Here is a 12,636-nt window from a genome sequence, read left to right as displayed (position 1 = left end):
GGACGCAGAGCCTCAGTGCAGCGTGAAGTCGAAACGGTATGTCGCCGAAAGGCCGATGGTCAGTTGGTCGGCCGAGCCGCGCTCGCGCACGAGGCTGGAGTCAGCGGCAGGGCCCTTCAACCGCTCGTACTCGGCAAACAGGGTCGTCGTGATCCTGTCCGTGGTCTTCCAGGTGATCGCGCCGCCGAAACCGACGGACTTGATGCCGCTGCCAGGATGGTATTCGGCAAGACCGGACGCAGCCGCCTCGTCGGCATCGACGCCATAGTAGGCGTCGAAATATCCGGCGCTGGCAAAGGAGAGTCGCGGTCCCGCGGAAACGCGAATGACCGGCGTCACGTCCGCGAAGGCGTCCGCGGACAGATCACCCACGACGCCGTCGTGGGAGCGAATGCCATGCCGCACCTCCGCGCGCACGCGCATCCACTCAAGCGGATAGACCTCGGCGAACACGCCCGCCTCGGCGCCCCACTTCACGGGATCGAGCCCCTTCAGGTCGTCCGACGTCTCCTCGTCGCGCCCGAACAGCAGCTTGCCGGCGACACCGGTTCTGAAACTGGGCGTGTCGATGATGGCAAACGAGGGGTTGTCATTGCGCGAGGTGAACCGGGCCGTGTTGCCCTGGCGGCCGAGGGAAATCAGCGGCGCGGCCTGAAACGCGCGGCTGCCCGAGCCCTCGAAACGCGGTCCCGCCAGCCCCGTGGCACCCACCGTAAGAGACCAGTCGCCGGACCAGAAGTGACGCTCGTCCTCCTGAGCGAGAGCGGGGAAGCCGCCAGCGCAGAGCGCAATACCCAGGGCAATCCCTCTGCAAACAAAATTATGTTTAAGCAAGAAAGTACTCCGTTCGTACAATATGCAATATGAAAGCAAAAGCGTTTACGCCCACAAGCGACGGCGCGACCTCGGGAAGTGCATGGAGACGGCAGCGGCAGCGTCGTTTGCGACGATCCTCGCAAATGTGCGGGCGACACCCCCCGATGGCGGACGGCAGGGCACGCGGAAACCGCGCACCCTACCAACTTCGCAAGCTACAAAGGCACAGGATGTGTCAGCCGGCCGGCTTAAGGGACAGCTTGCTGGCCCCGATCGCCACATTGAGGCCCTTGGTGCCTTCGGCGCTGAAGGGCTGCAGTCCGATCTTCTTGCTGGAGCCGCCGATCAGAGCGTTGGCGCCGAGGCCAAGGCCGATCGACCCGCCGGCGGAGACGCCCACATAGTCACCTGCCAGCGCGTGCTCGCCGACTTCATTGCCGATGGGCGTGACCACGACCCACTTCAGGTACGACTTCGCGGTGATGCCGATGTCGAGGCCGAGCTTGCCCATCGTGCCGGTATACCGCTCGACGGTTCCGTCGGAATGGGTGAATTCGCAATTCACGCCCTTGCTCGAACCGATGAGCAGACCAATGCCCCCATCCACGACGCAAGACAGAACGCCGAGTTTTGTCTGCTCCGCCGGCTTCGAGGCGGCCTCGCTCGCCTGCGCGCCCGTCTCAGCCGCATTGGCCGCGGCGAAGCCAAAAGCGCAGGAGAAAATGGTCGCGGCAAAAATGTATTTCATCATACGTATACTTCCTCAAATACTTTCTGTAAACAGACGCGAAATATCGGGTAAATTGTGAGCTGAATATGGCCGACAAACGAAAACAATGCCATTGCTGCAAGCGCACGGATAGGGCGGGGCTCGGGGGCTACCGGCGCCGCACGCTGTCATCGGCGCGCGGGCGGGCTTACCGCCCTGCAAGTATCTCCCTGATGAGACGCTGACAGCGCTCGGCCATGAAATCGACCAGGAGCCGCACCTTGGGATCCTGCAGCTTCTTGTGCGGATAGATGGCGGCGAGCTTCACAGCCGTCGGCGGCGTCTCTGGGAGGATGATCCTGAGCCGCCTGTCGCGGATGAACGGCTCGATCTCGAAACGCGGCTTGTTGATGATGCCGTGGCCGGCGAGCGCCCAGCCGGTAATCACGTCGCCGTCATCGGTATCGAAGGGTCCGTGCACCTCGAACTTCCTTGGCCCTTCGTCCGTCTGCAGGGTCCAGAAATACTCGTGCGTGCCGGGAAAGCGCAGCATAAGGCAATCGTGCCCGTCTTCGACGAGCTCTTCCGGCCGCGCGGGCTCGCCACGTCGTTCGAGATAATCCGGCGAGGCCGCCAGAACCCGCTCGCAATCCATGATGCCGCGCATGCGCAGGCTGGAATCCTCCAGAACGCCCAGCTTGAAGGCGACATCGATGCCCTCGTGCATCAGGTCCACCGCGCGGTCCGAAAGCCTGAGCCGCACCTCGATATGCGGATAGCGGTCGCGAAACTCCGGGATGCCGCTGGCGATCAGCCGCTTTCCCAGCCCCAGCGGTGCCGTGACGCGGATGGTGCCGCGCGGCTGGCCGGAGAGTGCAGCAACGGAGGCTTCGGCCTCCTCCACCGCTTCCAACACCTTCTTGGCCCCTTCATAGAAGGCACGCCCGTGCTCGGTCGGCGTCAATTGCCGCGTCGTACGGTTCAAGAGCCGCACGCCCAGATATTTCTCCAGTTCCTTGACCCGGTTCGAGGCGACCGCCGGCGAAATGCGCAGATCCCGACCCGCGGCCGAAAGGCTGCCGAGTTCCACCACGCGCACGAACACCGAGATGTTGTCGAAATAGGCCATACTCTCAGCATGCATTTAGCACGACGATTTTCCAGAAAATTTTGAAAGTCATCGTGCCGTGCTTCTCTTTTTGTTTGTATCGAAAACCGTAAGCTCGACACTTGAAGATCGGCAAAGGAGCAGGGCGTGGACGATTTCGCCGTAATGTGGGACTGGCTGGGCTTTGCTGTGCGCTGGCTGCACGTGGTCACCGCCATCGCCTGGATCGGCTCGTCCTTTTATTTCATCGCTCTGGACCTCGGCCTCACCAGGCGTCCCGGCTTGCCGGAGGGCGTGCATGGCGAGGAATGGCAGGTGCATGGCGGCGGTTTCTACAACATCCAGAAATATCTGGTGGCGCCGCCGCAATTGCCGGAGCACCTGACCTGGTTCAAATGGGAATCCTACGCCACGTGGCTGTCCGGTTTCGCCCTTCTGGCGATCATCTACTATGCCGGCGCCGACCTTTATCTGATCGACCGCAACGTGCTCGACGTTTCAGCGCCGGTCGCCATCCTCATCTCGCTTGCCTCGATCGGCCTCGGCTGGCTGCTTTACGACATGCTCTGCAAGTCGCGGCTCGGCAAGAACGATACCGCCCTCATGCTCGTGCTCTACGCCATTCTCGTGGCCATGAGCTGGGGCTACACCCAGCTTTTCACCGGCCGCGCCGCGTTCCTGCATCTGGGTGCCTTCACCGCCACGATCATGACGGCCAACGTCTTTCTCCTCATCATTCCCAACCAGAAGATCGTGGTGGCGGAACTCAAGGCCGGGCGCGACCCGGCGCCGAAGCTGGGTGCCCAGGCGAAACAGCGCTCGCTGCACAACAACTATCTCACCCTGCCTGTGGTCTTCCTGATGCTGTCGAACCACTATCCCCTGGCGTTCGGCACAAAGTTCAACTGGGTGATCGCCGCGCTCATCTTCATCATCGGCGTGCTGATCAGGCACTATTTCAACACCGTGCACGCCCGCAAAGGCAATCCGCACTGGACCTGGGCGTTGTCGGCCATCCTCTTCGTCATCATCATGTGGCTGTCCACCGTCCCCGCGGTGCTGACCGGCGAACGCCAGGTCTCGGCGGCGGAAGAGCGTTTCCTGGCCTCGACCCATTTTCCCGCCGTGCGCGACACGGTGATGGGCCGCTGCGCCATGTGCCATGCGGCCGAGCCAGGATTCGCGGGCGTGCGCGCGGCGCCGAAGGATGTCGTGCTCGACACGGACGCCGCGATTGCCGCGCATGCGCGCGAAATCTATCTTCAGGCGGGCCGCAGCCACGCCATGCCGCCGGGCAACGTTTCCGCAATGACGGAGGAAGAGCGCCGGCTGCTCGTTACCTGGTTCGAAGAAGCGCGATGAGGTGGACGTCATGACGATGAAACTCATCCGCGGGCGGCTGCTGACCTTCCTGGCGGAACCGCAGGCTGCCGACGATGGCGCCTCCTATCGTTTCGAGGAGGACGGCGCGGTGCTCGTCGAGGGAGGCATCATCCGCGCCGCCGGCGCCTTTGCCGAGGTGAAGGCCGCCGCCGGGGCGGCCGAGATCATCGACCACCGCCCGCATCTCCTCATGCCCGGCTTCGTCGACGCGCATGCCCATTTCCCGCAGGCGCAGGTGATCGCCAGCTTCGGCGCCGAGCTTCTCGACTGGCTCAACACCTACACCTTCCCGGCAGAGGCGGAGTTTCACGACCAAGCGCACGCCGCCCGCATCGCCGGCTGCTTCCTGGACGAGCTCGTCCGCCACGGCACCACCACTGCCGCCGTCTATTGCACGGTGCACCCGCAATCGGCCGAAGCCTTTTTCGCGGAAGCGGAAGGGCGCGGCATGTGCATGATCGCCGGCAAGGTGATGATGGACCGCAGCGCGCCCCGCGCGCTCACCGACACGCCCCGATCGAGCTATGACGACACCAAGCGGCTCATCGAACAGTGGCACGGCAGGGGGCGGCTTCATTACGCGATCACGCCGCGCTTCGCCATCACCTCAACGCCCGAACAGTTGGAGATGGCGCAGGCGCTGGTCGAGGAACATCCCGACCTGCACATGCAGACGCATCTCTCGGAAAACCACGCCGAGATCGCTCTCTCCTGCGATCTTTATCCGGAGGCGCCGGACTACACCGGGATTTACGAACACTACGGCCTGCTCGGCCCGAAAAGCCTCTTCGGTCACTGCGTCCACCTGTCCGAACGCGAGGCCGACGTGCTGTCGGACTCGGGCTCGGTGGCCGTCTTCTGCCCTACCTCGAACCTCTTCCTGGGTTCGGGCCTGTTCGATTACCAGCGCTATCGCCGCCGCGCCAAACCGCTGCGCATCGCCGCGGCGACGGATGTGGGCGGGGGCACCAACTATTCCATGCTGCGCACCATGGACGAAGGCTACAAGGTCGTCGCCTACCACGGCGAGAAGCTCAATCCGCTCGCCTCCTTCTGGCAGATCACCCGCGGCAACGCCGAAGCCCTGTCGCTGGAAAGCCGCATTGGCACGCTGGAGCCTGGAACCGACGCCGATCTCGTGGTTCTAAACGCATGCGCCACGCCGGCCATGCGCCTGCGCATGGAGCGTGCCGAAACACTCGCCGAGGAGCTCTTCGTGCTGCAGACGCTGGGCGACGACCGTGCCGTGGTGGAGACCTATGTGGCGGGGGAAGCGGTCAAGGGCGGGCTTTGAACCCGCCTGGCGCCCTTGCAGAGTCGACGAAATTCCGGCTACCAGAGCTTGCGACCGTGACCGCTCTTGTTGGAACATCACGGCATGGATCCTCGGGTCAAGCCCGAGGATGACGAGATTCCGAGGTTTGCGCCAATCGCCTACCCGTCTGACTGGCCGTGTCACTTTTAACGTCGTCATCCTCGGGCTTGACCCGAGGACCCATGCCTAAACACTGACACCCCACCAGCGGTCGACGTTTTCGGCTCGGCAAAGCCACGGGTCGGAATGCCCGAGGAGGAGTGCTCTCGAATGACGATAGACCCCAAACCCTTCTTCGAAGGCCTCTTCCGCGCCGCGGTCGCAGCCGCTGATCCCAAGAAGACCGTCCGCACGCACCTGCCCGCCCGCCCCAGGGGACGCACCATCGTCGTCGGCGCCGGCAAGGGTGCCGCGCAGATGGCGCAGGCATTCGAGGAGGCCTGGGACGGGCCGATCGAGGGAATGGTGGTGACCCGCTACGGCTATGGAGCGCCGACGACACGGATCGAGGTTGTCGAGGCCGCCCACCCGGTGCCGGATGCCGCCGGCCGCGAAGGCGCGCGCCGCCTGCTGCAGTGCGTGGAAGGACTGACGGAGGACGATCTCGTGGTGGCGCTCGTCTGCGGCGGCGGCTCGGCCCTTCTGCCCGCCCCGCCGCCCAGCCTGACGCTCGACGACGAGATCGCCGTCAACGAAGCGCTTCTCGCCTCGGGTGCGCCCATCTCCGCCATGAACACGGTGCGCAAGCACCTTTCCGCCATCAAGGGCGGACGGCTCGCCGCCGCCGCACATCCAGCGCGCGTGGTCTCGCTGATCGTCTCCGACATTCCGGGCGACAACCCCGCCCTCGTCTCCTCCGGTCCCACCGTGCCCGACCCGGCGACGCGGCAGGATGCGCTGGCAGTGATCGAGACGTGGAACCTCGCCCTGCCCGAAGCCGCCCTGCGTCACCTGAAGTCGCCGCAAGCCGACGCGCCGAAGTCCGACGACCCACGCTTTGCCGGCAACGAGGTCCACGTTATCGCCTCCGCCGCCCGGTCGCTCGAGGCAGCCGCCGCCGAGGCCGAAAGACACGGCGTCACGCCGGCGATCCTCTCCGACGCCATGGAAGGCGAGGCGCGCGAGGTGGGTCAGGTCCACGCGGCGATCGCCCGCGAGGTGGCGCTGCGCGACCGCCCCTTCCGCAAGCCGGTACTCATTCTTTCCGGTGGAGAGACCACGGTTACCATACGCGGGAAAGGCGGCCGCGGCGGGCGGAACAGCGAATTCCTTCTGGCGCTGGCCCTGGGCATCGAGGATGTGGAGGGGATCGCGGCTTTCGCCGCCGATACCGACGGCATCGACGGCTCCGAAGACAATGCCGGCGCCTTTGCCGATCACACCACCGCCGCCCGGCTGCGCGCGGCCGGCTGCGACCCCAAGGCGCTGCTTGCCACGCACGACGCCTGGGGCGCCTTCAACATGCTGGGCGACCTGTTCGTGCCAGGCCCGACGGGGACGAACGTGAACGATTTGCGGGCGGTGCTGGTGCGATAAATGTGGAGAACACCGGTCGTCATCCCGGGCGAGCGGAGCGAGACCCGGGACCCATTGAGAGGCATGGCCGGCCTCCACAGAGGGCGATAGCGGCACTGACGAGTGGCCAGATAACAACCGGGCCGCGCTCGACGATCCCACGGCCAATGGGTCCCGGATAGCCTCTTTGGGGCTTCCGGGATGACGGACGCGGTTGCCGAAACCGATCACCCCTTCATCAGCTTCTTCACCTTGCGCATGTCGTCGGCGAACTGCGCACGCGCGGCATGGCGTACTTCGCGGTCGGGGATGCGCAGGAGCGACGAGGGATGAACGGTGATGAAAACGGGCACGCCTTCGGCGCTCTGAACAATGTTGCCGCGCATCTTGGTGATCGGCACCGGTCTGCCGACGAGCGCCCGCGCCGCAGTGGCCCCGAGCGCCACTGTCACCTCCGGCTTCAAGAACGTCAGCTCCTGATCGAGCCACCAGCGGCAGGCCCTTATCTCGCCGGCATTGGGCTTGGAATGGATGCGGCGCTTGCCGCGCGGCTCGAACTTGAAGTGCTTGACGGCATTGGTGACGTAAGTCTTCTTCCGCTCGATGCCGACTTCCTCGAGGACGTCGTCAAAGAGCTTTCCCGCCGGCCCCACGAAGGGTCGACCCTCGATGTCCTCCTTGTCGCCCGGCTGCTCGCCCACGAAAACCGCGCGGGCATTCTCCCCGCCCTCGCCGAAAACGGTCTGCGTGGCGTTCCTGTAAAGATCGCAGCGCCTGCATTCCTCCGCTTCCTCGCGCACGGCATCGAGCGAGGCGGGCGCTGTCTTTTCCGCGGTCTCGGCAGCCATGGGTGTCCTTTCCCGGGCGTTCAAACGCCAAAGCGGAAAGGCGAGGAAAGGTTCCTGCGATTGACCGCCGGCGCGGTTCAGGCACTGATGTCGATCACGCCGCACTCTCCGTTCTCGCATCCGAAGGCGAGCCGTCGACCTTCGTCATCCCAGCACATGGCGGTGACCGCGCTCTTGCCGGAACGGCGCAAAAGCACCTCCTTGGCATCGCCGAAGCGGACGGCAAGCACCATGCCGTCGCCATAGCCGATCGCCACCACATCCTCCGTCGGATGACAGCAGACCTGGGTGACCATCGTATCGCCGCGCGTGCCGAGCTCCAGCGGCGCCTTGCCCATGGGGCCGTCCTTGGCCTGGAACGGCCAGACGATCGCCGCCGGCGCTCCGGAGGTGGCGAGCCATCGGCCCTTCACGCTCCACGAAAAGCTCTTCACCTTCGCCGGATAGCCGGCCATGCGCATGTGCTTGCCGTCGGCAAGCTTCCAGCCATGCAATGCGTTTTCCTGCATGGTGGTGACCAGGAACTTTCCGTCCGGCGAAAAGGTGATGCCGGTATGTGCGCCCCCCCACTCGAGTTCCGTCGGCTTGCCTTCGGTGGCGGCAAAATGCAGCGTGGCGCCGTTGTAGCGGGCGACGGCGAGCCGCATGCCCTTGGGCGCGAAGGCGATCCCCTCGACCGAGCGCGGATGCTGGAATTCGCGCATCCTGCCATCACTGAAGCGGACATGGGCCGAACGCCCGCTGGCGAACGCGACTGCGCCTTGGGGACCGGCAGCAATGCTCGTCACCCATTTGCGGCCGATCTCGCCAAGTTCTACTGCGCTTCCATCGGCGCCTACGGCCATCACTTTGCCGTCCTCCCCGCCCGTGATCAGCGACTTTCTATCGAACGCAGGAGCCGCGCATAAAAGCCCATCATGCCCCTCGCACCATTTGTGGCCGTTATCGAGCCGGTGGATCACGCCGTCGGCAAGCGCGAAGAAGGGAATGTCGTTCAGCCAGGCTGCGGCGACGCAATGGGTCTCGAGATCGAGCGGGGCGACTGTGGGCATGGGCTATCGTGTTTCTCTTTCGGATGACGCGGCCTGCATCCCGCCCTCGTCCTTCGACAAGCTCAGGATGAGGGCTGGTGTTTGCCCTTCTCCTCGATGTGGATGATCGCGTGGCGTGGTGATGCCTTCACCTCTCGGCGGGCCTCCTGAGCTTGTGTCGAAAGGCGAACCACGAGAATTAAAGACGTTCGCCTAAATCTGGCACGCCTCGAAAGTGCGCTTCAGCCGCTCCGCGTCGAGGTCCCTTCCGATGAAGACCAGACGGCTTTCCCGTTTCTCGTCTTCCTTCCAGGGCCGCTGGTGATCGCCCTCCAGGATCATGTGCACGCCTTGCAGGACATAGCGGTCCGGATCGTCGGGAAAGGCGATGATGCCCTTCAGCCGCAGGATGTTCGGCCCGTCCACCTGTGTCGTCTTCTGGATCCACGGAAAGAACTTCTTCGGGTCCATCTCCCCACCACGCAGCGAGATCGATTTCACGCCGACATCGTGGACGTCCGACAGCCCGCCGTGTGCGTGATGGTGGTGATCATGCTCGTGGCCATGGTGGTGATCGTGATCATGATCGCAATCCGGCCCGCAGACATGGTCGGGCTGATCATGGCCGAGAAAATGCGGGTCGTTGTCGATCGCCCGCTGCAGGTCGAACGCGCCGCGGTCGAGCACCTCGGAAAGGGCCACGCCCGCGCGTTCGCTCCTGTGGATGCGCGCGGAGGGATTGATGGTGCGCACCGCCGCTTCCACCGCCGCCAGTTCCTCCTCGTCGACGAGGTCCGTCTTGTTGAGCACCACCACGTCGGCGAAGGCGATCTGGTCCTGAGCCTCGCGCGTGTCCTTGAGCCTCAGCGGCAGATGCTTGGCGTCGACCAGCGCCACGACCGCGTCGAGCCTGGTCTTGGCGCGCACATCGTCGTCCATGAAGAAGGTCTGCGCCACCGGTGCCGGATCCGCCAGCCCCGTGGTCTCGACGACGATCGCGTCGAAGCGGCCGGGCCGGCGCGTCAGGCCCTCCACCACGCGCACGAGGTCGCCGCGCACCGTGCAGCACACGCAGCCATTGTTCATCTCGTAGATTTCCTCGTCGGATTCCACGATCAGGTCGTTGTCGATGCCGATCTCGCCGAACTCGTTGACGATGACGGCATAGCGCTTGCCGTGGTCCTCCGAGAGAATGCGGTTCAAAAGCGTGGTCTTGCCGGAGCCGAGATAGCCGGTGAGCACGGTGACCGGAATTTGCGATGGCTGTTCGGACATGGATATCTCTCGCACGGGTGGTTTTGCTCGGTCTCATATAAGCGTTCGACAGGCGTGATGCACGCCCTCAAGGAGCATCGAAATGCGTCAGGTCGAAACGGTCCACATCGGCCAGAAGCTGCAGCAGCCCCGCCGCCGCGTGGTCGAGAATCCGCCCTCCCGCTTCAGCGCTCGCGGCGGCGGCGTTGCCCACCACGCCGTCGGGCGAAAGATCGCGCATTGTCCACCCGAAGGCATGCGGTCCGTAGGCGCGCAGATGCCTAAAGTCGCGCCGAAAACCGGCCTGCGCGGAGGCGAAGTCGCGCGCCCGCTCCATGGCTACGAGATCGGGCCGGATCGCCAGCATGACCGAGGTCTCGACAAAGCCGCCATGGATGCCGAGCGCCCGTTCCTCCTCGGAGACGAGATCCGGCGGATAGCCGAATCGGGTCCAACTGGTGGCGACCGCGAGCATACGGCACCGCACGCGCAGTTCCGTGGCGACAACCGTCATCAACGGCGAGTTGCCGCCATGCGCGTTGAGCATGACAAGCTTGCGCGTGCCGCGCTCCGAAAGCCGTTCGCCGATGCCGGTCCATCGCCGCACGGCCTTGTCGAATGGAAGCGAGAGGGTGCGCGCATCATGCGCATGCTCGATGGAATAGCCGACCTTTTCGACAGGCAGGAAATCCACGGGCAGGCCGTCAGCCCCAGCACGCACCCGCTCGGCAACGGCCTCGGCGATGAGCCAATCCGTCTCGGGCGGCAAGTGCGGTCCGTGCTGCTCTGTCGCCCCGAGCGGCAGGACGGCGATTCGCGCGCGGCAGGTCAGATGCGCCTCCTTTGTCACAAGTCTGATACGCCCCTTTGGCATTAGCCTGGAAACGAACAGCGGCTTTGAGCAGGCTATTCCGAGACTTGCTGTGGGACAAGCGGCGGGGGTTGTTGCCAAGATTGTTTGCCGGCCTATCTTCCAAGTGGGGAATGAGCCGGTGTGAGAGAGGGGTCCACCGGGCGCATGGGCAAAGGGAAACACCACATGGCCAAGACAGCGAAAGGCTCAATCATAGGCCGGCTGCAGACCGCGGCTCGGCTGTCGCGCACCGTCCTTGCCGAGCGGCTGCTCGACCAGGGACTCTATGCCGGACAGGACCAGATCATGCTCGCCCTTTTCCAAGAGAACGGTCAGACACCCAGCCAGCTTTCGGAGAAGCTGGGCGTGCGGCCGCCGACGATCACGAAAACGATCAACCGGCTCGCCGCCCAGGGGTTCGTGGAAAAGCGCGCCTCCGAAGAGGACGCGCGGCGTGCCCACATCTTCCTGACCGACCATGGAGAACAGGCGATCCGCGCCATCGAGAAGTCGCTCCGCAAGACCGAGAAACAGGCGCTGAAGTCGCTGGACAAGAAGGAGCAGAAGGTGCTCGCCAAGTTTCTCGCACGCATCGAGGCGAATCTGTCCCGGAACGGCGTGCAACCCGACGGCGAAGAACTGGAGCCGGGGCAGGAAGCGTGAAGTCTCCGCCACGGGCCGGAGGCCGTTAGGACTAGGGTCAAGGCTGCGTTGGGCCAGGAAGGCCGCAACCCTTGGCGTGGTCGGACCTTTCGGGCACAATGACCTTTCTGCGCGCTCATGTGCCCGTTCCACCCGTCTTCCCGCGGCGGAGATTCCATGACGACTTTCAACGAGCGCGGCGTCCGGGAGCAGCGGGACGCCGTCCCCGACGCCGGAGCGCCCGCTTCGGCGATCGGGCTGATCTTCGGCTCCGGTTTTCTGTTTTCGTGCCTCGACACCAGCGGCAAGTTTCTGGTCACCGCCGGATTCGAAGCGCCCTTCGTGGCCTGGGTGCGCTTCGCAGTCCATCTGGTGCTGGTTCTGCTGTTGTTTCAGGCATGGAAGAACCCCGCCCTCTTCAGGGTCTCGAGCCTGCCCTGGCAGATCGTGCGCGGCGGCCTGCTGTTCGGGTCGACACTCTGCAATTTCCTGGCTCTGCGCACACTGCAGCTCGCCGAGACGGTTTCCATCTTCTTCTTCGCGCCGATGGTCATTACCGCGCTCGCCGGACCGCTTCTGGGCGAGTGGGCCGGCTGGCGGCGCTGGATGGCGATCTTGGCCGGCTTCGCCGGCGTGCTCGTTATCACCCGGCCGGGTTTCGGCACCTTCTCCATCGGCCACGTCTTCGCGCTCGGCGCCATGACCTGCTATTCGCTCTACGTCATTCTGACGCGCCGCATGGGCGCCCGGGAGACGGCGGAAAGCCTCATCTTTTATTCGGCCCTAACGCCGGTCGTGCTCATCTTTCCCGCAGTGCCGCTCTACGGCACCCTTCCCACCGACCCGCTGCACTGGGTGGTGCTTGTCGCGCTCGGCTTCTTCGGCGGGTTCGGGCACTGGCTCCTGATCCTCGCCTACCGCCAGGCGACGACCTATGCGCTTGCACCCTATCCCTATCTGCAGATGGTCTGGATGGTGGCCTTCGGCTATGTCGTCTTCGGTGACCTGCCTGATGCGTGGACGATCCTCGGTGCAGCGATCATTGTCACGAGCGGCCTCTACATCGTCCGCCGCGAGCACAAGCTGCGGCTTGCCGCCCGCAAGGCGGCGCGCGCGCAGGACGATCCCCGGGCAAAAAGGCTTTGACCTTCACCTGATCGAT

At 64.6% G+C, this 12,636-nt stretch carries 12 protein-coding genes; 5 read left to right on the top strand and 7 right to left on the bottom strand.

Features of this window, described 5'->3' with window-relative positions:
• Window positions 1-12 precede the first annotated feature (12 nt).
• The 3 genes from SIN08_RS00640 to SIN08_RS00630 form a co-directional block, all read right to left on the bottom strand.
• Complete coding sequence (locus SIN08_RS00640) at window positions 13-804, bottom strand: MipA/OmpV family protein (protein WP_416207990.1); 792 nt, start codon at window positions 802-804, stop codon at window positions 13-15.
• Between the two features lie 247 nt (window positions 805-1,051).
• Window positions 1,052-1,567: a DUF992 domain-containing protein gene (locus SIN08_RS00635; protein WP_322449525.1), complete on the bottom strand. Its 516-nt coding sequence runs from the start codon at window positions 1,565-1,567 to the stop codon at window positions 1,052-1,054.
• A 166-nt stretch (window positions 1,568-1,733) separates the two neighbouring features.
• The gene (locus tag SIN08_RS00630) at window positions 1,734-2,654 is read right to left on the bottom strand and encodes a LysR family transcriptional regulator (RefSeq protein ID WP_322449563.1); all 921 of its coding nucleotides are present in this window, start codon (window positions 2,652-2,654) and stop codon (window positions 1,734-1,736) included.
• Between the two features lie 126 nt (window positions 2,655-2,780).
• Here SIN08_RS00630 and SIN08_RS00625 point away from each other — a divergent pair, with 126 nt between their 5' ends.
• From SIN08_RS00625 to SIN08_RS00615, 3 genes are all read left to right on the top strand, one after another.
• The gene (locus SIN08_RS00625; RefSeq protein ID WP_322449524.1) at window positions 2,781-3,995 is read left to right on the top strand and encodes a urate hydroxylase PuuD; all 1,215 of its coding nucleotides are present in this window, start codon (window positions 2,781-2,783) and stop codon (window positions 3,993-3,995) included.
• Window positions 3,996-4,005: 10 nt separating this feature from the next.
• Complete coding sequence (guaD, locus tag SIN08_RS00620; RefSeq protein ID WP_322449523.1) at window positions 4,006-5,310, top strand: guanine deaminase; 1,305 nt, start codon at window positions 4,006-4,008, stop codon at window positions 5,308-5,310.
• A gap of 291 nt (window positions 5,311-5,601) precedes the next feature.
• Window positions 5,602-6,867, top strand: coding sequence for a glycerate kinase (locus SIN08_RS00615; protein ID WP_322449522.1), 1,266 nt, complete (start codon window positions 5,602-5,604; stop codon window positions 6,865-6,867).
• 206 nt (window positions 6,868-7,073) lie between these two features.
• On the opposite strand, the gene SIN08_RS00610 is transcribed toward SIN08_RS00615, so the two are convergent.
• From SIN08_RS00610 to SIN08_RS00595, 4 genes are all read right to left on the bottom strand, one after another.
• Window positions 7,074-7,718, bottom strand: a complete 645-nt coding sequence (locus tag SIN08_RS00610; protein ID WP_416207988.1) for a UdgX family uracil-DNA binding protein — start codon at window positions 7,716-7,718, stop codon at window positions 7,074-7,076.
• A gap of 53 nt (window positions 7,719-7,771) precedes the next feature.
• Entirely contained in the window at window positions 7,772-8,746 is a 975-nt protein-coding gene (locus tag SIN08_RS00605; RefSeq protein ID WP_322449520.1) for a WD40 repeat domain-containing protein, read from the bottom strand.
• 192 nt (window positions 8,747-8,938) lie between these two features.
• On the bottom strand, window positions 8,939-10,000 hold the full coding sequence (locus SIN08_RS00600; protein ID WP_322449519.1) for a GTP-binding protein: 1,062 nt from the start codon (window positions 9,998-10,000) through the stop codon (window positions 8,939-8,941).
• Between the two features lie 67 nt (window positions 10,001-10,067).
• A complete protein-coding gene (locus SIN08_RS00595; protein WP_416207987.1) occupies window positions 10,068-10,829 on the bottom strand; it encodes a creatininase family protein in 762 nt (253 codons plus the stop codon).
• A gap of 189 nt (window positions 10,830-11,018) precedes the next feature.
• On the opposite strand from SIN08_RS00595, the gene SIN08_RS00590 reads away from it, so the two are divergent.
• Together SIN08_RS00590 and SIN08_RS00585 are read left to right on the top strand one after the other, a co-directional pair.
• Window positions 11,019-11,495 (top strand): MarR family transcriptional regulator, encoded by a 477-nt coding sequence (locus SIN08_RS00590; protein WP_322449518.1) that lies wholly within the window; start codon window positions 11,019-11,021, stop codon window positions 11,493-11,495.
• 156 nt (window positions 11,496-11,651) lie between these two features.
• Window positions 11,652-12,620, top strand: coding sequence for a DMT family transporter (locus SIN08_RS00585; protein WP_322449517.1), 969 nt, complete (start codon window positions 11,652-11,654; stop codon window positions 12,618-12,620).
• The last annotated feature ends 16 nt before the right edge of the window (window positions 12,621-12,636 follow it).

Source organism: Chelativorans sp. M5D2P16, assembly GCF_034427935.1.
GTDB lineage: Bacteria > Pseudomonadota > Alphaproteobacteria > Rhizobiales > Rhizobiaceae > Chelativorans.
The sequence above is the reverse complement of the archived record's forward strand: the minus strand, read 5'-3'. Positions and strand labels throughout refer to the sequence as shown.

What these genes read in the sequence shown, in the direction of transcription:
- SIN08_RS00590 (WP_322449518.1), top strand. Translation starts at nt 11,019, where the DNA reads ATGGCCAAGACAGCGAAAGGCTCAATCATAGGCCGGCTGCAGACCGCG.
- guaD (WP_322449523.1), top strand. Translation starts at nt 4,006, where the DNA reads ATGACGATGAAACTCATCCGCGGGCGGCTGCTGACCTTCCTGGCGGAA.
- SIN08_RS00615 (WP_322449522.1), top strand. Translation starts at nt 5,602, where the DNA reads ATGACGATAGACCCCAAACCCTTCTTCGAAGGCCTCTTCCGCGCCGCG.
- SIN08_RS00635 (WP_322449525.1), bottom strand. Translation starts at nt 1,567, where the DNA reads ATGATGAAATACATTTTTGCCGCGACCATTTTCTCCTGCGCTTTTGGC.
- SIN08_RS00600 (WP_322449519.1), bottom strand. Translation starts at nt 10,000, where the DNA reads ATGTCCGAACAGCCATCGCAAATTCCGGTCACCGTGCTCACCGGCTAT.
- SIN08_RS00585 (WP_322449517.1), top strand. Translation starts at nt 11,652, where the DNA reads ATGACGACTTTCAACGAGCGCGGCGTCCGGGAGCAGCGGGACGCCGTC.
- SIN08_RS00630 (WP_322449563.1), bottom strand. Translation starts at nt 2,654, where the DNA reads ATGGCCTATTTCGACAACATCTCGGTGTTCGTGCGCGTGGTGGAACTC.
- SIN08_RS00605 (WP_322449520.1), bottom strand. Translation starts at nt 8,746, where the DNA reads ATGCCCACAGTCGCCCCGCTCGATCTCGAGACCCATTGCGTCGCCGCA.